This is a genomic window from Streptomyces sp. NPDC096048, from assembly GCF_044763415.1.
Classification (GTDB): Bacteria; Actinomycetota; Actinomycetes; order Streptomycetales; family Streptomycetaceae; genus Streptomyces.
The window spans coordinates 1-19,376 of sequence record NZ_JBIWGG010000001.1 but is presented as its reverse complement, the minus strand read 5'-3'; the positions used below and the strand labels follow the sequence as shown (position 1 = coordinate 19,376).

At 69.0% G+C, this 19,376-nt stretch carries 20 protein-coding genes and 3 pseudogenes; 16 read left to right on the top strand and 7 right to left on the bottom strand.

What is annotated here, in order from left to right; all coding sequences use genetic code 11:
- Positions 1 to 53: 53 nt before the first annotated feature.
- The 5 genes from ACIQ6R_RS00115 (at position 54) to ACIQ6R_RS00095 (ending at position 4,442) form a co-directional block, all read left to right on the top strand.
- Complete coding sequence (locus tag ACIQ6R_RS00115; RefSeq protein ID WP_404217638.1) at positions 54 to 680, top strand: hypothetical protein; 627 nt, start codon at positions 54 to 56, stop codon at positions 678 to 680.
- Between the two features lie 352 nt (positions 681 to 1,032).
- Complete coding sequence (locus ACIQ6R_RS00110; protein WP_404217636.1) at positions 1,033 to 2,232, top strand: hypothetical protein; 1,200 nt, start codon at positions 1,033 to 1,035, stop codon at positions 2,230 to 2,232.
- Between the two features lie 10 nt (positions 2,233 to 2,242).
- Entirely contained in the window at positions 2,243 to 2,833 is a 591-nt protein-coding gene (locus ACIQ6R_RS00105) for a hemerythrin domain-containing protein (protein WP_404217634.1), read from the top strand.
- 138 nt (positions 2,834 to 2,971) lie between these two features.
- Positions 2,972 to 3,916 carry a Rieske 2Fe-2S domain-containing protein gene (locus tag ACIQ6R_RS00100; protein ID WP_404218628.1) on the top strand — a complete coding sequence of 315 codons (945 nt, stop codon included), beginning with the start codon at positions 2,972 to 2,974 and terminating at the stop codon, positions 3,914 to 3,916.
- The gene (locus ACIQ6R_RS00095; RefSeq protein ID WP_404217632.1) at positions 3,900 to 4,442 is read left to right on the top strand and encodes a DUF1360 domain-containing protein; all 543 of its coding nucleotides are present in this window, start codon (positions 3,900 to 3,902) and stop codon (positions 4,440 to 4,442) included. The genes ACIQ6R_RS00100 and ACIQ6R_RS00095 overlap by 17 nt, the downstream gene beginning before the upstream one ends.
- A gap of 56 nt (positions 4,443 to 4,498) precedes the next feature.
- Here ACIQ6R_RS00095 and ACIQ6R_RS00090 read toward each other — a convergent pair whose 3' ends face one another.
- From ACIQ6R_RS00090 to ACIQ6R_RS00075, 4 genes are all read right to left on the bottom strand, one after another.
- Positions 4,499 to 5,020: a hypothetical protein gene (locus ACIQ6R_RS00090; RefSeq protein WP_404217630.1), complete on the bottom strand. Its 522-nt coding sequence runs from the start codon at positions 5,018 to 5,020 to the stop codon at positions 4,499 to 4,501.
- Positions 5,021 to 5,100: 80 nt separating this feature from the next.
- Positions 5,101 to 5,475: a hypothetical protein gene (locus ACIQ6R_RS00085; RefSeq protein WP_404217628.1), complete on the bottom strand. Its 375-nt coding sequence runs from the start codon at positions 5,473 to 5,475 to the stop codon at positions 5,101 to 5,103.
- Entirely contained in the window at positions 5,472 to 7,184 is a 1,713-nt protein-coding gene (ctaD, locus tag ACIQ6R_RS00080; protein ID WP_404168522.1) for a cytochrome c oxidase subunit I, read from the bottom strand. The genes ACIQ6R_RS00085 and ctaD overlap by 4 nt, the downstream gene beginning before the upstream one ends.
- Before the next feature lie 331 nt (positions 7,185 to 7,515).
- A complete protein-coding gene (locus ACIQ6R_RS00075) occupies positions 7,516 to 7,830 on the bottom strand; it encodes an ATP-binding protein (RefSeq protein WP_404217625.1) in 315 nt (104 codons plus the stop codon).
- 413 nt (positions 7,831 to 8,243) lie between these two features.
- Here ACIQ6R_RS00075 and ACIQ6R_RS00070 point away from each other — a divergent pair, with 413 nt between their 5' ends.
- The 5 genes from ACIQ6R_RS00070 (at position 8,244) to ACIQ6R_RS00050 (ending at position 11,739) form a co-directional block, all read left to right on the top strand.
- The gene (locus ACIQ6R_RS00070; RefSeq protein WP_404217623.1) at positions 8,244 to 8,672 is read left to right on the top strand and encodes a DUF6415 family natural product biosynthesis protein; all 429 of its coding nucleotides are present in this window, start codon (positions 8,244 to 8,246) and stop codon (positions 8,670 to 8,672) included.
- A complete protein-coding gene (locus tag ACIQ6R_RS00065; RefSeq protein WP_404217621.1) occupies positions 8,669 to 9,373 on the top strand; it encodes a hypothetical protein in 705 nt (234 codons plus the stop codon). Before ACIQ6R_RS00070 ends, ACIQ6R_RS00065 begins: the two co-directional genes overlap by 4 nt.
- Positions 9,374 to 9,516: 143 nt before the next feature.
- Positions 9,517 to 10,635, top strand: a complete 1,119-nt coding sequence (locus ACIQ6R_RS00060; protein WP_404217619.1) for a radical SAM protein — start codon at positions 9,517 to 9,519, stop codon at positions 10,633 to 10,635.
- The gene (locus ACIQ6R_RS00055) at positions 10,632 to 10,844 is read left to right on the top strand and encodes a hypothetical protein (protein WP_107479957.1); all 213 of its coding nucleotides are present in this window, start codon (positions 10,632 to 10,634) and stop codon (positions 10,842 to 10,844) included. Before ACIQ6R_RS00060 ends, ACIQ6R_RS00055 begins: the two co-directional genes overlap by 4 nt.
- Before the next feature lie 85 nt (positions 10,845 to 10,929).
- Positions 10,930 to 11,739: an aminoglycoside phosphotransferase gene (locus tag ACIQ6R_RS00050; RefSeq protein ID WP_404218626.1), complete on the top strand. Its 810-nt coding sequence runs from the start codon at positions 10,930 to 10,932 to the stop codon at positions 11,737 to 11,739.
- Positions 11,740 to 11,927: 188 nt separating this feature from the next.
- On the opposite strand, the gene ACIQ6R_RS00045 is transcribed toward ACIQ6R_RS00050, so the two are convergent.
- The gene (locus tag ACIQ6R_RS00045) at positions 11,928 to 12,116 is read right to left on the bottom strand and encodes a hypothetical protein (RefSeq protein ID WP_233226803.1); all 189 of its coding nucleotides are present in this window, start codon (positions 12,114 to 12,116) and stop codon (positions 11,928 to 11,930) included.
- Positions 12,117 to 12,556: 440 nt separating this feature from the next.
- Between ACIQ6R_RS00045 and ACIQ6R_RS00040 the strand changes: the two genes are divergently transcribed.
- Both ACIQ6R_RS00040 and ACIQ6R_RS00035 read left to right on the top strand, forming a co-directional pair.
- Positions 12,557 to 13,737 (top strand): IS3 family transposase gene (locus ACIQ6R_RS00040; protein ID WP_404217617.1). Its coding sequence is split into 2 segments (ribosomal slippage): positions 12,557 to 12,841 and positions 12,844 to 13,737, totalling 1,179 coding nucleotides; the frame shifts between segments, so codons are not numbered across the junction.
- A gap of 471 nt (positions 13,738 to 14,208) precedes the next feature.
- Positions 14,209 to 15,267, top strand: coding sequence for a CHAT domain-containing protein (locus tag ACIQ6R_RS00035; protein WP_365634066.1), 1,059 nt, complete (start codon positions 14,209 to 14,211; stop codon positions 15,265 to 15,267).
- 374 nt (positions 15,268 to 15,641) lie between these two features.
- Here the strand turns inward: ACIQ6R_RS00035 and ACIQ6R_RS00030 are convergent.
- Positions 15,642 to 16,011, bottom strand: a pseudogene (locus ACIQ6R_RS00030) (flavoprotein); the annotation flags it as partial.
- On the opposite strand from ACIQ6R_RS00030, the pseudogene ACIQ6R_RS00025 reads away from it, so the two are divergent.
- The 3 genes and pseudogenes from ACIQ6R_RS00025 to ACIQ6R_RS00015 all read left to right on the top strand — a co-directional run.
- Positions 16,011 to 16,298: pseudogene (locus tag ACIQ6R_RS00025) on the top strand (hypothetical protein); the annotation flags it as partial. The pseudogenes ACIQ6R_RS00030 and ACIQ6R_RS00025 sit on opposite strands and share 1 nt — an antisense overlap.
- Positions 16,299 to 16,419: 121 nt before the next feature.
- Positions 16,420 to 17,265 (top strand): helix-turn-helix domain-containing protein, encoded by an 846-nt coding sequence (locus ACIQ6R_RS00020; protein ID WP_404217615.1) that lies wholly within the window; start codon positions 16,420 to 16,422, stop codon positions 17,263 to 17,265.
- A 65-nt stretch (positions 17,266 to 17,330) separates the two neighbouring features.
- On the top strand, positions 17,331 to 17,912 hold the full coding sequence (locus tag ACIQ6R_RS00015) for a dihydrofolate reductase family protein (RefSeq protein WP_404217613.1): 582 nt from the start codon (positions 17,331 to 17,333) through the stop codon (positions 17,910 to 17,912).
- A gap of 68 nt (positions 17,913 to 17,980) precedes the next feature.
- Here the strand turns inward: ACIQ6R_RS00015 and ACIQ6R_RS00010 are convergent.
- Positions 17,981 to 18,623, bottom strand: a pseudogene (locus tag ACIQ6R_RS00010) (SDR family NAD(P)-dependent oxidoreductase); the annotation flags it as partial.
- A gap of 337 nt (positions 18,624 to 18,960) precedes the next feature.
- Here ACIQ6R_RS00010 and ACIQ6R_RS00005 point away from each other — a divergent pair.
- Positions 18,961 to 19,376 (top strand): alanine:cation symporter family protein (locus ACIQ6R_RS00005; protein WP_404217611.1); only part of this gene is annotated, 416 nt, incomplete at its 3' end.

Sequence of the window (19,376 nt, the reverse complement as noted above, 5' to 3'; positions counted from 1 at the left end):
ATCGGGTTGCGCGGCGGGGGCCACGCGTCCTAGAAAAGCAGTCGGGTGGAGATATGCATCGCGGTGGCGGACTGGGCGAGGGGACCGACGACCTGGGTCCTCGACGTGCCCGGCGGGGAAGGCACCGACGCGAGGCGGAGGGATCGACCGAAGCACGTCAGGCACACGGCACGCCGAGCGAACCCGACCGGTTCGGGGAGCGGGCCGACCGGGTGGGGGCGGGGAGCAGGAATGGTGGTCGGGTGGGGGTGACCTACAAGTACTTCGGCGCGCCCGACGGCGCGACCGCGGCCCGCGTCCCGATCTCGATGCGCCCCGAGGAACTCGGCGGCGACGAGCTCGGGATGAACGGCATGTTCACCAAGATCAAGCCGGAGACCATGGCCGCCATGGTCCTCACCGGCATCGAGGGCGTCCCCCTGCACAAGGTCCCCCCGCTGGAACTGGTCGTCCTGCACCCCGACTACGCCGTCGTGAAACTCCCGATGACCGTCGTCGACCCCCTGCGCGGCATCGGCGAGGAGTCGGTCGGCGCGGCGGCCTTCATCTGGTCGACGGTCCCGGACCGGGGCGGTCCGCGGGACGCGTTCAATGTGTACCAGTTGCTGCACGAGTGGCAGGACTTCTCGCGCCGGTTGCATGAAGCCGGGCATCAGCCGTATTGCCTGGTGTGGCCCTGAGCTGGGGTTTCGTAGGGGTTGGGCGGGGTCTTCGGGCCTCGCCCTTTTGCTTGCCGGTGAGGGGCCGTCAAGCGGCCAGGGCACATTGAGGGCACATTGGTTTCGCCGGGGGGCGGTGATGATGTGCCCCGGGTGGCCGGGCGGCGCCATCGCCTGTCGCCGGTCGCTCGCCGATGAGCTCGGCATCACCCGCTCGGTTGGCCCACCAGAGGGGACCCTGCCGCCTGCGGGCGCGTGCGGTGGCTGGAAGTCGCCCGTGGTGAACAGACTGAGGACCACGTCTGTGCTCGTCGCCTGAAACGGGGTACTCCGGCGGCGCGCGGATCCCCCTCGTCATCAGGAGGCACGGCCCATGACGTTCAATCCGTTGGAGCAGCGGGGTATCCCGCTGGACCGGCAGCTGCGCAGCTGGCGCGAGCTGAACGTGGATCCGATCGACCCGGACCACTGCGACCCGTACACCCGGTGCCGGATCATCACGATGAACGGGATCGAGGTGGAGGCGATCCTGTTCAGCCACCAGCTCGCCCGGAACACGGTCGACCCGGAGGTCAAGCGGCAGCTGGCGCGGGTCCGCTACATCGAGGCGCAGCAGCAGAAGGTCGTGAACTGGCTGCTGCCGGGTGTCTCGTCGGTGCTGGAGACGACGATCGCCTATGAGCAGGTGGCGGTGGATCTGACGGCGTGGGTGGCGCGGATGGAGCCGGACCCGTACCTGAAGCAGGCGTACCAGTTCGGTGTGCTGGAGGACTTCGATCACCTGTACCGGTACGCGAACCTGTACGAGATGATCGAGCACCGCAAGGCGGAGTCGATCGTCGACAACCTGACCGAGGTCATGCCCGGCCGGCCCACCCGGTTCCACCACCGCGACCCGGTGGACAACGTCCGCGACCCCTACGCCAAGGACGAGACGAACCCGCTGTCGAAGCTGCACGCGCTGACGATCATGTCGGCGGAGCAGCAGACCATGAACTTCTACATGAACACCGGCCCCACCTACATGGAGCCGATCGCCCGCCAGCTCTACCAGGAGATCGGGCTGATCGAGGAGGAGCACGTCACCCACTACGAGTCCCTGGTGGACCCGGGTGAGACGTGGTGGGAGCAGCTGGTCAACCACGAGTACAACGAGTGCTACCTGTACTACTCCTTCATGGAGCAGGAGAGCGACCCCAAGGTCAAGGCCATCTGGGAGCTGCACCTGAACATGGAGCTGGAGCACCTGCACGCCGCCTGCGACCTGATGCGCCGCCACGACGGCCGCGACCCCGCCTCCGTGCTCGCGCCCGCGCTGCCCAACGTGCTCACCTTCGAGCCGAACAAGGGCTACCTGCGCGAGTTGCTCGACACCCAGATGGACCTCACGACGCTCGGCGCCGGTTACGTGCGTGAGGCGCACGAGCGGTTCGAGCAGATGCAGGAGCAGATCCACGGCGGCGAGGCCCCGCCGAGCGACCGGGTGATGACCGAGCACCAGGAGATGTTCGGCCGCGAGTACCGCGTCCAGACCGAGGGCGAGCACCCCGACGCCTCCCAGCGCGAGAAGTAGGGAGGCCGCGATGTCCGAGCTGAAGACCCCGCATGCCGGGGACGACATGGCCAAGGACGACGATGTCGTCTCCCTGCTGATGCGCCAGCACGGCGACATCCGCAACCTCTTCGACGAGGTCGAGGCCGCCAAGGGCGAGGAACGCCGGGACGCCTTCCGCCGCCTGGTGCGCCTGCTGGCGGTGCACGAGACGGCGGAGGAGGAGGTGGTGCACCCCTTCGCCCGCAAGGGCTTCCCCGGTGGCGAGCAGGTCGTGAAGGACCGCCTCGCCGAGGAGAAGGCGGCCAAGGAGACCCTGTCCGCGCTGGACGAGATGGACACCGACGACCCGAAGTTCATGCCCCAGCTGCTCAAGTTGCGCAGGGATGTCCAGGAGCACGCGCGGGCCGAGGAACGCTACGAGTTCACCCACATCCGCCGCAGCACCGACACCGCCAACCTGGCCGCGATGGCCAAGGCGATCAAGGCCGCCGAGGCGATGGCACCGACTCGGCCCCACCCTGGTGTCGAGTCCGGGGCGAAGAACATGGCCCTCGGACCGGTCGCCGCGCTGATGGACCGCACCAAGGACGCCGTGCGCCAGGCCATGGGCAAGGGCTGACTCCGCGTCCTTCTGGCCGGCCGGGGCATCCGCCCGGGCGGCCGGGAGGGCGGAGCCGGCGTCCCGGCCCGGCCGCTGTTTGCCCCCTGCCCCCCGGGGGACCCTGCGCCCATGAGCCAGAAGCCAGGTCGTCACCGTATGGGCCAGAACCGGATGCTGTGGCTGCTCGACGCCCTGGAGCGTGATCCCAGGGCGGACGCGGCGATCGACAAGCTCACCAAGGGCGTGCGGGCGCTTCCGCTGGGCCGGGCCCGAGACGCGTTGTGCGGCAGGTGGCTCGGCCATCCCGTGCACCCCCTGATGGTCCAGGTGCCGGTCGGCAGCTGGATGTCCGCCGCCGTGCTCGACCTGTGGCCCGGCCGCACCCGGGAGGCCGGCCTCCTGGTGGGGGTCGGGCTGGCGGCGGCCGGTCCGGCCGCGTTGGCGGGCGCGGTCGACTGGGCCGAGCTGCACCGGCAGCAGACCCGGGTGGGGCTGGTGCACGCCGTGGCCAACACGGCGGCCGTGGGACTGTACGGCGCCTCGCTCCTGTGCCGCCTCACCGGACGGGCCACAGCGGGCCGCGCCTACGGCTTCCTCGGGCTGACTGCGGTCGGCCTGGGCGGCATGCTGGGCGGCCACCTCGCCTACCGGCAGGCTTCCGGAGCCAACCACGCCGAAGAGGTACCGCACGTCGTCGGCGAAGGCTGGCACCGGGTCGGCACGGTGGACGAGTTCCCCGCCGGGCGGCCCGTGCGGCGTGCCGTGGACGACGTGCCGGTCCTGGTGGTGCGCGAGACCGGCGGCACCTTCCACGCACTGGCCGACCGGTGCAGTCATCTGGCGGGCCCGCTGTCCGAGGGCACGGTCGCCGACGGGTGTGTCGAATGTCCCTGGCACGGCAGCGTCTTCCGGCTCTCGGACGGTTGGAACGTCTGGGGCCCCGCCACCGCGCCCCAGCCCGCCTTCGACACCCGCGTCGTCGGAGGACGCGTGGAGATCAGGCTGCGCCGTGAGGGTGAGACGGAGGGACCGGACCCGGATCGAGCGGCCGTGGCGCAGGAGCGGACAGGAGAGAACGAAGGTCATGGACACGGCATCTGATGGCCGTCTCACGGAGCGACTGAGGCGACGGCTGCGACGCACCGAACGCACCTACTCGGCGGGAGAGGACCGCCCGCTGCGCGGCTACGCGGCGGCCATGGCGGCTTTCGGTGTCTACACGGCGGGGTGGGCGGCGGTGGTCAGGATGCGCGGTCGTCCGCTGCCGGACCGGCCCGAGCCCTGGGACGTGGCACTGACGGCGGTGGCGACGTTCCGGCTGAGCCGGTTGCTGAGCAAGGCGTCGGTGACGAGTCCGCTGAGGGCTCCCTTCACCACGTTCCAGGGCCCTGAGGGACCGGCCGAGCTGCACGAGGAGGCGCGGTCCGAGGGGGCCAAGGACACGGCCGGCGAGCTGGTGACGTGCCCGTTCTGCATGAGCGTCTGGGTGGCTTCGACCCTCACCGCCGGACAGCTGCTCTGGCCACGCGCCACCCGCACCGCCATGGGCGCACTCACCGCGCTGGCCGGCGCGGACGCCCTGCAACTGACGTACAGCGCGCTGGTGGCCAGGACGACCGGCGACTGACCACGCCACACCGCGCCCGCCCGACCGCCTCGCGGCCGCGCGGGCGCACGTGGCGGTCACCGCCCCCGGGGCAGAGGTCCCACGTCGGATCGGCGGCCGGGACGCATCGCCGCGTGCCGCTGCCCGGGGCCGGGGCCCGACCGGGCGGCCAGGGCGTCGGCGACCGCGCCGGTGACGAAGGCGTACACCGTCTTGTGCAGCAGGTCGACGGCGAGTTCTCGGCGGGGCCAGGTCTGGGGCGGGGCGCCGACGCCGGTGGCGTTCTCCAGGATCTGGTCGGAGGTGACCCGGACGACGGCGAACTTCCCCGACGACCAGGGCCCGCGCAGCCCGGCCTGCGCCATCACCGACCGCAGAACCCCGAGGAGGGCGCCCTGCCCCACGTGCATGGCCAGGTTCACCGGCACCGGCTGACGCCCGGAGTACTCCCGCATCCCGGTCAGGCGTTCCAGTGTGCGGGCGGGGACGTGGGAGTCGGGCCGGCCGGTCAGCCGTTGCTCCGCCTTCTCGCCCAGCGTCATCACCAGCACTCCGGTCGTACCGGCCAGCAGTCCCTGCCACAGTGCGCGCTTCATCATGCGGCGGCGAGTACCCAGCGCGCCCCGGCTCACCGGCTCCCCGGCCTCGGGCGGACCCGGACGGGCCCGTCCGGGTCCGCTCAGCGGGCCACCGTACACAGCGCGCCGCTGGCAACGGCCGTGCAGACCAGCAGGCACGACGCCCAGACGCCCTGGCGCCTCAGCAGGTCGCGTCGCAGCCGCAGATACCGGGCCTCGTACTCCCGGCCCAGCTCGTCGGCACGGCGCAGGGTCGCCTCGAACATCTGCCGGGACAGGCGGAGACGGTGGGCGACATAGTGCCGGGTGAGTTCCTCCGCCTGCGCGGTGGTCAGCCAGGGGAGGGCGTCGCAGAGCGCCTGCGCCTCCCGGTGTGCGTCTTGCTGGTGTTCTCGCGCCAGGAGGAAGCCTTCCGCCTCCGCCGCGATGCCCGGGGCGACACCGGGGACCGGACCGTGGAGGTGCCCGTCCGTCATCTCCGGTCGCCCTTGTGGCCACTCGTGTCGAACGCGTCGCGTTGCCCGGTGTTCTCCGCCTGGTCGAGGCCGGCGAGGCCAGGGTGGTGCAGGTCGAAGGCGGGGGACTCGGAGCGGACCCTGGGCAGGGTGACGAAGTTGTGGCGGGGCGGCGGGCAGGAGGTCGCCCATTCCAGCGAGCGTCCGTAACCCCAGGGGTCGTCGACGTCGATCCGCTCGCCGCGCTGAGCGGTCTTCCAGACGTTGTAGAGGAAGGGCAGTGTGGACAGACCCAGGAGGAAGGCACCGATGGAGGAGATGGTGTTGAGGGCGGTGAAGCCGTCGGCGGCCAGGTAGTCGGCATAGCGGCGGGGCATGCCCTCGGCGCCGAGCCAGTGCTGGACCAGGAACGTGGTGTGGAAGCCCACGAACAGCGTCCAGAAGTGCACCTTCTCCAGCCGGCTGTCGAGCATGGTGCCCGTCATCTTCGGCCACCAGAAGCTGAAGCCGGCGAACATCGCGAAGACGATCGTGCCGAAGAGTACGTAGTGGAAGTGCGCCACGACGAAGTAGCTGTCGGTGACGTGGAAGTCGATCGGCGGCGAGGCCAGCAGCACGCCGGTCAGTCCGCCGAACAGGAACGTGACCAGGAAGCCGGCCGCCCACAGCATCGGCGGCTCGAACGACAGCGAGCCCCGCCACATGGTGCCGATCCAGTTGAAGAACTTCACCCCGGTGGGCACGGCGATGAGGAAGCTCATGAACGAGAAGAACGGCAGCAGCACCGCACCGGTGGCGAACATGTGGTGCGCCCACACCGTCACCGACAGGCCGGTGATGGCGATGGTGGCACCGACCAGCCCCATGTAGCCGAAGATCGGCTTCCGCGAGAAGACGGGGATGATCTCGGTGATCACCCCGAAGAAGGGCAGGGCGAGAATGTAGACCTCGGGATGGCCGAAGAACCAGAAGAGGTGCTGCCACAGAATCGCTCCGCCGTTCTCCGGATCGAAGACGTGAGCACCGAACTGGCGGTCCGCCTCCAGCACCAGCAGGGCGGCGGCCAGCACGGGGAAGGCCAGCAGGACGAGCACCGAGGTCAGCAGCACGTTCCACGTGAAGATCGGCATGCGGAACATGGTCACGCCGGGCGCCCGCATACAGATGATCGTGGTGATGAAGTTGACCGCGCCGAGGATGGTGCCGAAGCCGGAGAGCGCCAGCCCCATGATCCACAGGTCACCGCCGGTGTACGGGGTGCGCTCACCGCCGCTGAGCGGTGGATAGGCGGTCCAGCCGAAGTCGGCGGCGCCCTGCGTGGTGAGGAAACTGCCGAGCACGATCAGGCCACCGAAGGCGAACAGCCAGTACGACAGCATGTTCAGCCGGGGGAAGGCGACGTCCGGGGACCCGATCTGCAACGGCATGATCGCGTTGGCGAACCCGGCGAACGTCGGGGTGGCGAACAGCAGGAGCATGATCGTGCCGTGCATCGTGAAGGACTGGTTGTACTGCTCCGCCGACACGATCTGGAGACCGGGCCGCGCCAGCTCCGCCCGCACCACCATGGCCAGCGCTCCCCCGATCAGGAAGAACGCGAACGACGTGATCAGGTAGAGGTGGCCGATCTTCTTGTGGTCGGTCGTGGTCAGCCAGGTGACCACGACGTGGCCCCGGCCACGGCGCTCGGCCACGGGGACGGGAGCCACCGGCTCGGTATGGGTCGCCATCACGTTCATCACTCGGCGGAGCGCTTGGTGGCCGGCCGTTGGACGGCGACGGTCCGCCTCTCCGGCCCTGCGTCTCGGGCAGGGTGTGTCCAGCCCTCGTGGAAAGTAGTTCGCTCCGATACGGGACCGCGCCCGCACCCAGCCGATCGCAGGCCGAACGGCCCCGTCTTCCAGTCGGACGGGTGACGACGCGGGCAGCGTTGAGTACCGGCCTCGGTGACCGTGGCCGTTTCGTCCCCGCTTCGCGGGCTTGCACCAGTTGATCTGGACGTCCGTGAGGTGCAGTTGGTGGAGCTGCGACGCGAGGACCGCGCCTATCGGTGGGACGTCGTCAAGAGCCTGCCGCTCGGCTGACCGCCGCCCTCCCGCGCGGCAGGACGGCAACAACCGCCTTGCCGACGGCGGTGGCCTCCACGTACCACCGCCGTGCCAGCGCCTGCACCAGCCACAGCCCACGGCCGGACTCAGCAAGGGGATCGGCAGCCGTCTGCGACAGTTGCACACCACCACCGTCAGGCTCCGGGTCGTGAACCGCGACAACGACCTGATCCCCGTCAATCTCGATAGTCAGACAGTCGGGGCCGGCCGTCGTGTGACGCACTGCGTTACCCACCAGCTCGGATACGACCAGCACCGCGTCGTCCACGCAAGGCACGACACCGGCCAGCACTGTACGAGCGTGGTCACGGGCGGAGGCAAGCGGCTCGCGCCGACCGGCCAGGGCCACCCAGTGTGTGGGAGAACTGTGGACTGCCGGGCGTGAGTCGTTCAGCATCACGGTCGCTCCTCCGGTCGTACGAACAGGTGTGACCCACAGGTTCCGCTTGTCTCCAGCGCGTCTCCACGCCGCTCGACCGACGCTTCTCCACCGTCCAGACGGCGGGGAAAAGGCGTAGCGACGGCGTGGAAACGCCACTACCGCAACGGGAGCCTCGAATCCGATGGTCGGCCCTCTCCAGGGCGTCCACATCGCCGACTTCGAGTAGAGGAGATCACCGTGCCCGCCCCCGTACGAGCTACCAACCGGCTCCGCCTCGCTGTGCCAGAGGAGTCGGGGCGATGACGGCCACCACCCTCCGCCCCGGTTGGTCCCATCCCGTGCGAGCCGCCGTACCGCCCTTCACCGAGGTCGGCTTGAGAAGGGTGCTGGAGAAGGTGCAGCGCTGGGCCCCGTATGTCGACGGCTTGCTGCTCGATGACGTGGCAGCCGTCCTGGACGACTACACGCCCACCGAACACGAAGTCGACGAGCACGCGCAGCGCCTTCGTGGTCACCTGATGCGACTCGTCCACCTCGCCGTGTGCTCCAAGGTGGCCGAGCAGGACGGGCAGGTGGCCGACCTCATCGAGCGCGGGCGCACCATCGGGACCGACGAAGTACCCACCGACCACCGCCGGGCCGTCGGACACCTCCGGCGCATGGCGTGGACGCTCCACGAACTCCTCGAACGCTTGGTGGCCCACCAGTGCCTTACGGAGGCGCCGTGACCTTCCCGCCTCTCCGCCTCACGTACAACCCGCGGGCCGTCGAGTCGAGAGACAAGAGCCTCTCCCTGGTCCCGTACATCACCCAGAGGGCCGGGGAGGAGGCGGCGCCGGACAACCTCGTCATCACGTATCACCCCTCCGGCCCGCGGCTCTACTACGCGGACGAAGACCCACGGGACCGAGACCCACGAGGCGTGCTCTGGGCCCGGTGCGGGTGGAACCCCATCGACGCCGAAGGCCGGATCACCGGTGAGCCGCAGTGGAAGCTGATGCATCCCCACCGGCAGATGGTGTGCATGCAGACGCTCACCTGCCAGGTCCGCACACGTCCCGCCCGCACGCCCCTCGGCTTCATCTTCCTCGCCGGCCCCCGGGATCACGACCCAAGTCAGCCGAGCACCCTCACCAATCAGCCTCCGGTGTGCCGCAAGCACACCTGTGGCACCGCGAGGCTTTGTCCACACCTGGAGGACGACCCGACGGTGTTCCTGGCCAGGAGCGCACCCCTGTACGGCGTGCACGGCACTCTGTACGGCCGGGACGCGGGCGGTGTGAAGGTCGTCGCGCAGCCGGATGCGCCCTTGCGGTACGGCCATCCGAACCTCGGGACGTTCCTCGCCTCTCAGTTGGTTCGCCGCCTCCAGTCGTTCCGCGTCGTCGGCCTCGACGAGCTGCTCAACGATCTGGCCACTGCCTCGTAGCTCCCCGCGTCGGGGCCCTCCAGCCTCACCGGCCGGCCAACCGAAGGACAGGGGGCCGGTGAGCGGGGCGGGTCCGAGGAGTTCCCCCGACTCCACCTCTGCACGGACCCGCCCCACCCCCTGCCAGACGACATGGAGGCAACGTGCACCAACTGATCGCGAGCCCGTTCCTGGGCCAGTACCTCCTCCTCCGACCCGGTCACGCCACGGGAGTAGCCATTCCCGAGTCCCGATTCGAGGAACTGCGTACGGCGGTCACCGAAGACCGGTCGGCCCCGGTCTGGCTCGCCGAGGCGACCACGGCCGCATGGCAGATGCCCATGCCCACCGGGCCCCTGGGGGAGGCCCTCCTTGTCCGGGAACGCTCCACCTACGGGTACGCGAAGGCGTCATGGGAGATCAACCTCGGCTGTGACCACGACTGCGGCTTCTGCTACCTCGGCGAGAAGCGGTTCGAGGGCCTGGACTGGGACGACAAAACGCGCCTGCTCACCATGCTGCGCGATGCCGGCGTCCTGTGGCTTCAGATCACCGGCGGCGAGGCCCTGATCGACCCGCAGTTCGCCGCCGCGTACGAGTACGCCACCGGCCTCGGGATGATGATCCAGGTCTCGACGAACGGCAGCCAGCTTCACAAAGTGAGGATGCAGGAGCTGTTCGCCCGCCTGCGGCCCTACCGACTGACGGTGAGCCTCTACGGAGCGACCGGAGAGACCTACGACGCCGTCACCCGCAACCGCGGCGCCTTCGACCGGTTCACCCGCGGCCTGGACGCCTCTCGCGCGGCGGGACTGCCCGTGCGGATCAACATCATCGTCGCCGAGGAAAACGCCCACGAGGTGGACGACATGGTCTGCCTGGTGGAAGACCGCTGGGGCTTCCCGTTCCAGGTCTTCACGAACATGTCCCCGACGATCGACGGAGAGGCGAAGCCGCTCGCCTCACAGGCTCAGAAGTACGTCCGCGCCCGCCGTGTCTTCACCGGCTGCAACGCCGGTCACACCTTCTTCCACGTCGACCCGCACGGCATCGCCTCGGTCTGCAAGATCGGCCGCGACCCCAGCGTGAACCTCATGACGGAGGGCCTGACCGCCCTCCCCCGACTCGGCGGCATCGCCGAGTCCCTCCAGCTCCGCACCGGTGGATGCTCCGGCTGCTCGAAGGTCGGCACCTGCAGGACATGCCGACCGCTGGCCAAGCTCCACCAGGAGGCGGGGGACAACCGATCGCTCTACTGCCAACACGGAGGTTACGGAGCATGACTCCCACCAGCGCCACCCTGACCCGGCCCGCACCGGTCCCGGTCACCATCGGCCTGCGCCCGCCCACAGAGGCCACCGGCACCCTGCCCGTGCCCATCTCCGCGCCCCCGGTCCCTGAGGGCACGTTCCGGATCATCGGCGACCTGGACGTCGACGTCGCCGAGTCCGCCGGGTGCAGCTGCTCGGCCGGCGACGACCAGCCCTACTAGACCGGGGCCCCGCTCCGGCGCGCTGCCCCGGCCGTACGCTGGCCGGGGCAGCCCATCGTCTTCTCCGAGGAACCGCGCCGTGTCCATGATCCGCCGCCACTTCCACGACCTTCCCGTGGAGGCACGCCAGGCCATCGCCGACAAGGCGGGCCCCGTCCACGCCGCCCGCACCGCCGACGGAGGGCTGAACTCGGGCATCGCCGCGTTCCTCGAGACCGATCACGGCCCGGTCTTCGTCAAGGGCATCCCCACCGACCACCCACAGGCCCCGGCCCAGCGTCGAGAGGCCGCGATCAACCCACACCTCCCCCGTGCCTGCCCCCGCCTGTACTGGCACATTGAGGTGGCCGGCTGGGACCTCCTCGGATACGAGGTCCTCCCGGGGCGGCACGCCGACTACAGCCCGGGCTCCCCAGACCTGCCCCTCGTTGCTGCCGCTCTTGCGGAACTCCAGGAGACCACCGCTCCCACGGACGTTCCCATCAAGGCCGCCGAACAGCGCTGGGCCGCCTACGCCCCGCCAGGATCCGCCGCCCTCTTCTCCGGCGACGCCCTCCTGCACACCGACCTCGCCCCGCACAACCTGATCGTGGACGACCGTGCCCACATCATCGACTGGGCCTGGCCCACACGCGGTGCAGCCTGGATCGATCCCGCCATCCTCATCCTGCGCCTGCTCGAAGCCGGACACACGCTCGTTGAGGCGGACGCCTTCGCCCGCCGATTCTCCTCCTGGCGCACCGCACCAGCGGCGGCCAAGGAGGCGTTCGCCGCCACCAACGCTGCAGCGTGGCAGGAGATCGCCCACGCCGATGCCGCGCCCTGGAAGGCTTCGATGGCCGGCCACGCGGTCGCCTTCCATGCCCACCTGCATGCCCTGCCCGGCAACAGGTAGCCCGTGGAATTGGTACGGCACCTTCGACCGCGGTCCGAAGTAGGCCAGCGACGCCATCTCCCGTCCGGAGCGCCAATGACCGCTTGGGAGCCAGGTGGGTCCTCTACTCGCTCCTATACTCGCTCCTAGCCTGGACTGGCCGGGCCGCAGTCGAAGCGGTGATCATGGATCCCGTGCCCCGGGCGGGCCTACGCGGACGGGTGGGACTGTGATCCCTCCCGCTGGGCTGCTTCCCTCCGGGCCCGTTTAAGCTCCTGCCACGCCTCCCAGGCGCGCCGGATGGACGCGAAGAATTCGGGCAGCTGATCAATGAAGCCCTTGAGGGCGTAGAGGAGGATCGACATAACGCCGAAAATGGCGAGGATGGAGAGCGTCATGGCCCCGTCCAACGGTCTCGGTACCTTCCAATCGGGTGACCGAGCCGTGGCTCATGCGCAGGGCATTCGTCAGCTCGGCCACTGGTTGAGTGGCTCGAACTGAGAAGCCCCACGCTCGACGCAACGTCGGGTGTCTCAGTGGCCGGGTGTGGAGCCCGGCCTTAGGTATTCCTCGTCATGGTGGTTGCAGGCACCCCCAGTGTCTATGCGACCGGCATCGATTGGATCTGCCGCACGTTCACTAACCCGTTAGGCAAACCCCAGCCACGCCCGTTGGAATCCTGCGCACTGCGCAAGCCCGGGCAACACATAGGCCCTTCAACCGGCGTGCATGGAGTTCGCAGCTACCTCGCACGCCACCTTGATATTAGGGGGGACTGCTGCACGGATAGGTGACACCTGACCTGGCTTGCTGAGAGGCGGCCTGGAAGGATGTCGCAGTGCCCAAGCCGTATCCGAAGGAGTTCCGCGAGGACGTCGTACGGGTCGCGCGCAACCGCGAGCCCGGCATCACGCTGGAACAGATCGCCGCCGACTTCGGCGTCCACCCGATCACGCTGTCGAAGTGGCTGCGCCGTGCCGAAACCGACGAGGACGCCAGGCCCGCGACGGCGTCGGGTGAGTCGGCCGAGCTGCGCGAGGCCCGCAGGCGCATCCGGCTGCTGGAGCAGGAGAACGAGGTTCTGCGGAGGGCGGCGGCGTATCTGTCGCAGGCGAACCTGCCGTCAAAATGATGTACCCGCTCGTCCGCGAGCTGGCCGCCGCCGCTGCCCCTCGCCGGGTGCCGGTGGCGGTGACGTGCCGGGTGCTTGGGCTGGCCCGCCAGCCCTATTACCGGTGGCTGGCCTCACCGGTCACCGATGCCGAGCACGCCGAGGCATACCGGGCCAACGCCTTGTTCGACGCGCACCGCGACGATCCCGAGTTCGGTCACCGCTTCCTTCTCGACGAGGCCCGGGCCGCCGGTGAGCCGATGGCTGAGCGGACCGCCTGGCGGATCTGCAGGGACAACGGCTGGTGGAGTGCCTTCGGCAAGCGCAGGGGCCGTGGGAAGAACGCCAAGGCCGGGCCGCCTGTCCATGATGATCTGGTGCGGCGGGACTTCACCGCAGCCGGGCCGAACCGGCTGTGGCTGACGGACATCACCGAGCACGCAACCGGCGAGGGCAAGCTGTACCTGTGCGCAGTCAAGGACGTCTACTCCGGCCGCATCGTGGGCTATTCCATCGACGCCCGGATGAAGTCCAGCCTCGCGGTGAGAGCCCTTGAATCCGCGGTGGCCCGCCGCGGCCAGGTCGCCGGATGCACGGTTCATTCCGATCGCGGGTCGCAGTTCCGCTCACGGAAGTTCGTGTCCGTTCTCGCACGTCACGGCCTGGTCGGCTCCATGGGCCGGGTCGGTGCGGCCGGCGACAACGCGGCCATGGAGAGTTTCTTCGCGCTGCTGCAGAAGAACGTCCTCGACCGCCGTACCTGGGCCACCCGCCAGGACCTGCGGATCGCGATCGTCACCTGGATCGAGCGCACCTACCACCAACGCCGGCGTCAAAGACGCCTGGCCCGATTGACCCCCGTCGAGTACGAGACCATCATGACCTCACCCACAGCCCTGGCTGCATAAACCCCGCTGTCACCCGATCATGCAGCAGTCCCGGGCAGAGACGACGGCCGTGCTAGGACAACTCCGAAATGGCATAAGTTAGCCCCGTCTCAGTCGGGTTGACCCGACGGGGTTACGGCGACTCGCACGCGGCGAAGGGCGGCTACTCGTCGCCCGCCGGGACGGCCGCCGAGGATGGGGGCTCCTTGGTGTCGTCGGGCTTAGGGGCCATTCGTCCGACGGACAGGAGAGGCTGCCGTCCGCGAGCAGGGCGAACTGGCTAGACGCGTGCTCCTGGACATCCTCCGCAGCAAGGAGACCGACAGGACGTCGTCGTACCTACTCAGCTCGTCATCCGAGGCAGCACGGCACCACAGCGTTCGTGATCCCGACCGCACCATGCTCGCGTGTGGAACGAAGAGGTGGTTGCGGAGGGCGCTGTCAGTGGTCGTCCGTAGCGTGGTGGTACCAGAACCTCGGGAGGCTACGGGCATGAATGCGAGCTACTACCGCAGTCAGCTGGAACGCAAGAACAAGGCACGCACTGACGCGGAGAAGAAGGCCGGCGAGTATCGCCGTAAGGAGGCCGACAAGCGCGCCGCCGCTGCGAAAGCTCGCGCCTCTGCCGCGAAGTCGAAGAACGCTGGGACGGTGCGGAGCAAGCTCCGGGAGGCGGACAGGTACGAGGACCAGGCGAACACTGCGGCTCGTGACGCTGCCTCCTGGACCGCCAAGGCCGCGAAGTACGGAAAGGAAGCAGCAGACCTGCAGGTCAAGCTGGCGAAGGCAGAGCAGGCCGAGCAGAAAGCGGCCGAGCGGGCGCATCAGCGTGAGCAGAAGGAGGCCGAGCGCCGGGCCACGGCAGAACATAAGAAGATCCAAAGCCGTCTGGCCACGACCGAAGAACAGGTCGGCATCGTGCTGCGGCAACTGCGGGAGCCGAAGCCCGAGAAGCTGCGCGTTCTGATGCTGGGTGCCGCGTCGGAAGGCGACTTGCGGGTAAGTCGCGAGCAGGCGCGTATCCGGACAGCGGTCGAAAGAGCCCTGCACCGCGACCTCGTCGAGTTGGACGTCCACCCCGCCGCTACGACAGAGCATCTACTCGACGGCCTCACCAGGTTCCGCCCTCACGTGGTGCACTTCTCTGGCCACAGTGACACCGATCTGATCGTCTTCGAGCAAGACCTCGACGAGCCGCACGAGGGCGCGATCGTTACAGATCGGGCCTTCGCAAGCGCCATCAAGGCCACCGACGATCCACCGCTGCTGGTCCTCTTGAACTCCTGCCACTCCGCCGCCCAGATCAAGAACTTGGTCGAAACGGTGCCCTTCGCCATCGGTATGGCGGACGAAATCGGCGACGGCGACGCGATCACGTATGCCGCTCGGTTCTACGCCGCTGTCGCCGACGGCCAGTCGGTCCGGGCAGCGCATAACCTGGGCCGAGCGGCCGTGGAACTAGCTGGTTTGCCGGACCACGAACTGCCGACCCTCGAATGTGCCCCTGACGTCGACCCCAGCACCACCTTCCTGGTCAAGCCGCCTCAGTGACCGGCCGTGTCCCACGGAGTGGGCGGCGCTTCAGCAGTTGCGGCTGGTGGACTACCCGCGCGAGGGCACATCCAGGGCACATGAGCCTGGGAAATGACGCCGAACAGCGAGAACTACCGAGAGTAGTTTTCGCTGGTCGGCGCCCGTATCGCCAGGAAACCCCAGGTCAACACCCGGCCCCTCCCATTCGCTGCACGAGTGGCAGGACTTCTCGCACCGGCTGCACGACGCGGGACATCAGGCGTACTGCCTGGTGTGGCCCTGAGCCGGAGCCTGACCTGGAGTTTCGTGGGGTTCGGGCGAGGGCTTCCGGGCTCCGCCCTCGTCATGTGCGGGCGGCCCCCGCGCCCGCCGCCAGCGGGTGGCGGCGTTGATCACGACCGCACGGACAGCCTCGGGGCAAGCCGCTCCAGCACTTCCTCCCAGCGGTGGCGGTCGGCCCCGGCGCCCGCCTTCGCCCGGTGAGCTCGTAGGAGCCGATCAGGACACTCGTCTCGCGCAGCCGTTCCAGGCTCTGGCGGTATGCCGGGGGACGGCTTGGGCGGAATTCAGGTACGGGAGTACGGCGGACGGGTCGCCCATGGCGGGCGCTTCGCACAGGGCCCCCGGCACGAGATTGCCGGAGATGCCGGCGGCCCACTTGTTGACCGTGTTGAAGGTGGCCGGGGCGACCGCGAGCGCATCCGCTGGCCGACTCGGGCGCGGCTCCCCTGGTGATCGCCAGGCCGAGCGGATGGGACGGCCTGGCGGTGGCCGGGCCGACGAAGCGGTGCGGCAAGTCCCGCCTGCTGGACGTGATCACGGAGACGGCGCACGACCCGCTGATCACCGTGAACACCAGCCCGGCCGTCGTCTTCCGGGCCATCGGCAACGACTTCGCCCACCCTGCTCGTGGACGAGGCCGACACCATCTTCGGCAGCGTCAAGGCCGCCGAGACGAACGAGGAATTCGCGGCCTGCTCAACGCCGGCCACCAGCGCAACCGACCCGCCCTGCGGATCTCCGGCCCCGAGTACGAAGCGCGGAAGTATTCCGAAACAATCATTGGGCCTACGCAGGAGGTAGGAGCAAAAGCCGTGCCCCAGCCTGTCGATGGACAACAGTGCTCTTCACAATGGTGTCTTCGGTGGCGTTGATGGCGTCTGCGATGCTATGGGCGTGGAGTACGTGTCCAGAGTGCCGCGACCGCCGCTGGACGGGCTGATCGACGACCTTTACTACCTGGAGGGTGCGCCGCCGTACGCCAGGCTGACGCTGCCGCCGATGCCAGCGGCGTTGCTCATCGTCAACCTCGGGGCGCCCTTCCGCATCCGCGCCGGCACCGACATCGAGACGGCCGAGTACGCCGACGGCTGCGTGGTCACCATGCCCACCCGCGCCTTCGAGTTCGGCTATCCGCCGGGGACCCGATCCGTCGGCGTGCACTTCAAGCCGTGGGGGCTGGCGCCGTTCCTGCCCATGCCCGCGGCCGAGCTGTGTGACCGGCCGGTGACAGTGGAGCAGGTGTGGGGCCGGGCCGCCATTGCTGAGCTGCGAGACCGCCTGGCCACAGCGGCCGAGCCGCACGAGATGCTGACGCTGCTCGAGGAAGAGCTGATGCGACGGCTGTGCGAGACCACCGGTCTGGGGCTGGTCCGTCATACGAGCAGCGTCATCGCGGCGACCAGTGGGGCGGTGGCGATCGGCGATCTGAGCGTGGCAGCCGGTGTCAGCAGCACTCATCTGACGCAGCGGTTCAAGGAGGTCATCGGCGTCACGCCGAAGCGGCTGGCCCGCACCTACCGCTTCGCCACCGCCGTGTTCGCGATCAACCCCGCCGGACCGATCGACTGGGGCGACCTCGCCGGTGGCGCGGGCTACTTCGACCAGGCCCACTTCGGCCACGAATTCCGGGCGTTCACCGGGCTCACGCCTACCCGGTACGTCGAAGTCCGACGGCGGTTCCTGCGCGAACATCCCGGCCACGTGATGGACGGCTGGCCGCTGCCGGCCGATTGATTTCTTACAAGAGCGACAACTCACGACACGCTAATTTGGGTCACCCCGAAGCAGAGGAGAGCCCTGTGGGCAAGGTGGTCATGTACAGCTCGGTGTCGGTGGACGGCTTCATCGCGGATGAGAATGACCAGCCCGGACCGCTGTTCGACTGGTTGTCCAGCGGTGAGGTCCCGTTGGACGAGAGCGGCCAGGTGAAGGTGTCGCAGACGTCCTACGACTACACCCGGCCGTACTGGGACCAGATCGGGGTGACAGTCGTCGGCCGCCACGTCTTCGACATGACGGACGGCTGGGACGGGAAGCCCCCGAGCGGGATCGACCACGTGGTCGTCGTGACGCACCGGCCGGAGCCCGAGGGCTGGGACCTCAAGGCACCGTTTCACTTTGTCGACGGGGTCGAGGCAGCCATGGCCAAGGCGCAGGGGCTTGCGGGCGACCGCACGGTCGAGGTCGCCGCTGGCGAGGTCGGTGGCCAGGTACTTGCCGCGGGTCTGGTCGACGAGGTGCGCATGGACATCGTACCCGTGGTGTTCGGGTCTGGCAAGCGCTACTTCGGTTCGGTCGACGCGCAGCGCCTGTTGGAGGATCCTGACGTGGTGGTGCAGGGCAACCGGGTGCTTCACCTGCGCTATCGGGTGCGTCGTTGACCGATCTGAGCGGGTCCGCGAACAAGTCCACTGCGAAGGGGGACACAAGGTCGGGCCTCCGGCTGTCGCGCCCACTGCTCCCGCGTCAGTTCGCCGCTGGGGTGGCGACCCTGCCGGGAGTCACGGTGTTGACCCGGACTCCGAAGGGGGCCAGCTCCGAGGCCAGTCCCCGGCTGTAGTTCTCCAGCGCCGCCTTCGCCGCCGTGTGGTGCAGGAACGGGGCCGGCGCGAGGGGGACCGCGGCCGAGGAGGCGTGCACGATCACCCCCGACCGCCGTTCCCGCATCCCCGGTGCCGGCAGCGAGTCCAGCCACACCGGCGCCAGGCAGTTCAGGTCCAGCGCGTCCTGCCCACGCGTCGTCCGGGATGACCGAGGCGCTCTCGTGCGGTCGCGCCCCGCCCGCGTTGTGGACCAGGAGGTCCACCCCGCCGTACACCTCCGGCGCCACCGCGGCGAGCGCCTCCGCTCCGGCCCGTGTCCGTGCGTCGGCGGCCACGAGGGTGGCTCCGTCCGGCACCGTGCTCGTCGCCGACCGGGTGGTCGTGAGCACCTCGGCGCCCGCGTCGAGGAGCCCGCGTCGAGGAGCCCGCGTCGAGGAGCCCGCGGACGATGGCCGCTCCGATTCCGCGAGAGCCACCTGTGCCCAGGGTCCGCTTTGCCGCGAGTTCTCGCGTTTCCGAGCTTTTTCCACAGGTTCGCGCCCACGTAATCGCGCCCACATATTCGTGCCCACACCACGTATCCCGCCGTCCGGATAACGGTCCGGTCTCACCTGCTGGGACTTTCGCTGGTCACGAACCGTCACGTGATTTGCGTCACTAAAAGTTCGGCAAAGGCATGGTAGAACTGCGCAACTCCGCAGGTGGATCGACTGATGGCCGTGCTGCGGAGGGTCAGCCCGCATACGCGCACCACAGCCCGGGACGATCACGGTCCGAAACCGGCCCGTGCGCTCGGGTTCGATCACCGGACAACGACGTTCGCTCAGAGACCGCTCACCCGGCGAGACTCCCCAGCCCGCCAGCCCCGCGTCATCGAGGTAGCCAAGTGTCACTCGACTCCGTCACCCAGTCCGTCGACGAAGCAGTCAGCGGATTCTTCGAGCCCATAGCCAAGTGGCTGGGGGAGGTGGTCTTCTACGCCGTCCCCGTCGGCGGAACCGACCTGCCCCTCATCGTCGCCTGGCTCGTCGTCGCCGGTCTGGTCTTCACCGGCTGGTTCGGATTCCTCCAGCTCCGCAAGTTCAAACTCGCCGTCGACGTCGTGCGGGGCAAGTACGACGAGAAGGGGTCGGCCGGCGAGGTCAACCACTTCCAGGCCCTGACCGCCGCCGTCTCCGGCACCGTCGGCCTCGGCAACATCGCCGGTGTGGCCGTCGCCGTCTCCATCGGCGGCCCCGGCGCCACCTTCTGGATGATCCTGTGCGGCCTGCTCGGCATGGCCACCAAGTTCGTCGAGGTCAC

Bases quoted from the DNA above. Each gene is read 5' to 3' on its own strand.
- ACIQ6R_RS00115 (WP_404217638.1), top strand. From the start codon at position 54: ATGCATCGCGGTGGCGGACTGGGCGAGGGGACCGACGACCTGGGTCCT.
- ACIQ6R_RS00090 (WP_404217630.1), bottom strand. From the start codon at position 5,020: ATGATGAAGCGCGCACTGTGGCAGGGACTGCTGGCCGGTACGACCGGA.
- ACIQ6R_RS00085 (WP_404217628.1), bottom strand. From the start codon at position 5,475: ATGACGGACGGGCACCTCCACGGTCCGGTCCCCGGTGTCGCCCCGGGC.
- ACIQ6R_RS00035 (WP_365634066.1), top strand. From the start codon at position 14,209: ATGAATGCGAGCTACTACCGCAGTCAGCTGGAACGCAAGAACAAGGCA.
- ACIQ6R_RS00110 (WP_404217636.1), top strand. From the start codon at position 1,033: ATGACGTTCAATCCGTTGGAGCAGCGGGGTATCCCGCTGGACCGGCAG.
- ctaD (WP_404168522.1), bottom strand. From the start codon at position 7,184: ATGGCGACCCATACCGAGCCGGTGGCTCCCGTCCCCGTGGCCGAGCGC.
- ACIQ6R_RS00020 (WP_404217615.1), top strand. From the start codon at position 16,420: ATGGGCGTGGAGTACGTGTCCAGAGTGCCGCGACCGCCGCTGGACGGG.
- ACIQ6R_RS00070 (WP_404217623.1), top strand. From the start codon at position 8,244: ATGACGGCCACCACCCTCCGCCCCGGTTGGTCCCATCCCGTGCGAGCC.
- ACIQ6R_RS00095 (WP_404217632.1), top strand. From the start codon at position 3,900: ATGGACACGGCATCTGATGGCCGTCTCACGGAGCGACTGAGGCGACGG.
- ACIQ6R_RS00100 (WP_404218628.1), top strand. From the start codon at position 2,972: ATGGGCCAGAACCGGATGCTGTGGCTGCTCGACGCCCTGGAGCGTGAT.
- ACIQ6R_RS00105 (WP_404217634.1), top strand. From the start codon at position 2,243: ATGTCCGAGCTGAAGACCCCGCATGCCGGGGACGACATGGCCAAGGAC.
- ACIQ6R_RS00045 (WP_233226803.1), bottom strand. From the start codon at position 12,116: ATGACGCTCTCCATCCTCGCCATTTTCGGCGTTATGTCGATCCTCCTC.
- ACIQ6R_RS00055 (WP_107479957.1), top strand. From the start codon at position 10,632: ATGACTCCCACCAGCGCCACCCTGACCCGGCCCGCACCGGTCCCGGTC.
- ACIQ6R_RS00050 (WP_404218626.1), top strand. From the start codon at position 10,930: ATGATCCGCCGCCACTTCCACGACCTTCCCGTGGAGGCACGCCAGGCC.